This is a genomic window from Fulvivirga lutimaris, assembly GCF_009711525.1.
Taxonomy (GTDB): Bacteria; Bacteroidota; Bacteroidia; order Cytophagales; family Cyclobacteriaceae; genus Fulvivirga; species Fulvivirga lutimaris.
Genome location: NZ_SMLV01000072.1, coordinates 1 through 1,072 on the forward strand (window position 1 = coordinate 1; position 1,072 = coordinate 1,072).

Below are 1,072 nucleotides of genomic sequence, written 5' to 3' on the forward strand. Positions count from 1 at the left end.
GTTATTATAGAGAAAGTCACAGTGGGGATGGACTTTTCAACTGGAGCTGATTTTGGTGCAAGCCCAAAAATAAAGAAGCATTCTGTAAACAGCTTCTCTTCAATAATTCGACCTGCTGTTCCCCATAAGGATGCCGAGATTAAGGATGAATACTCAGAACTGTCAATTGAATTTAAAGGTGGTTACAAACTTAACTTCAGAGCCTATAATGACGGAGCTGCATATCAGTTTATTGATGATAACAAGAGCAGTCGAAATGTAGTGTCGGAACAAGTTGCAATGACTTTCCCTGAAGGATCTCGTTCACTTTTTCCGAAAGAGGAGTCTATGTACTCACACAATGAAAGATTGTATCTGGATAAGTCATTGACCGAAATATCAGATAAAGATTTTTGTAGTCTGCCAGTATTGATTAGTACTGAAAAAGGCAGAGTTTTATTTACAGAAACAGCTCTTCAAGATTACCCAGGAATGTTTATAGAAGGAAGTGGTAAGGAGACTTTAAATGCCACATTTCCTAAATATGTGCTTGAAGCCGTGCCTGCTGAGAACTATCCAGACCGTAAACAGACCATAGCCAAAGAGGCTGATTACATTGCTCAAGTTGAAGGCAATAGAGCGTTTCCGTGGAGAGTGTTTATGATCAGTAATGACGACCGCACTTTTGTGGAAAGCAACCTGACTTATCAGCTGGCCAAACCTACCGTTCTTAAAAATACAGCCTGGATCAAGCCGGGTAAAGTAGCTTGGGATTGGTACAATGCCAACAACATTTATGGTGTCGATTTCAAGTCAGGCCTCAATACGGCTACTTATAAATACTATATTGATTTTGCCGCAGCCAATAATATTGAATATGTAATACTTGATGAAGGCTGGACAAAATCAACCACTGAAATTCTTGACTTTAATAAGGATATGGATGTGCTTGAACTGATCAGATATGGTAAAGAAAAAGGGGTGGGTTTAATCCTTTGGGTGCTTTGGAAACCTCTTGACGAAAACCTTGTTGAAATTCTTGAAACCTATAAAAGCTGGGGAACAAAAGGAATTAAAGTGGACTTCATGCAGC

1 protein-coding gene is annotated in these 1,072 nt (G+C 39.3%); it reads left to right on the plus strand.

Annotated features, from left to right (window positions below; translation table 11 throughout):
- A partial coding sequence (locus E1140_RS00225) for a glycoside hydrolase family 97 N-terminal domain-containing protein (protein ID WP_185153316.1) occupies positions 1-1,072 on the plus strand: 1,072 nt, incomplete at both ends.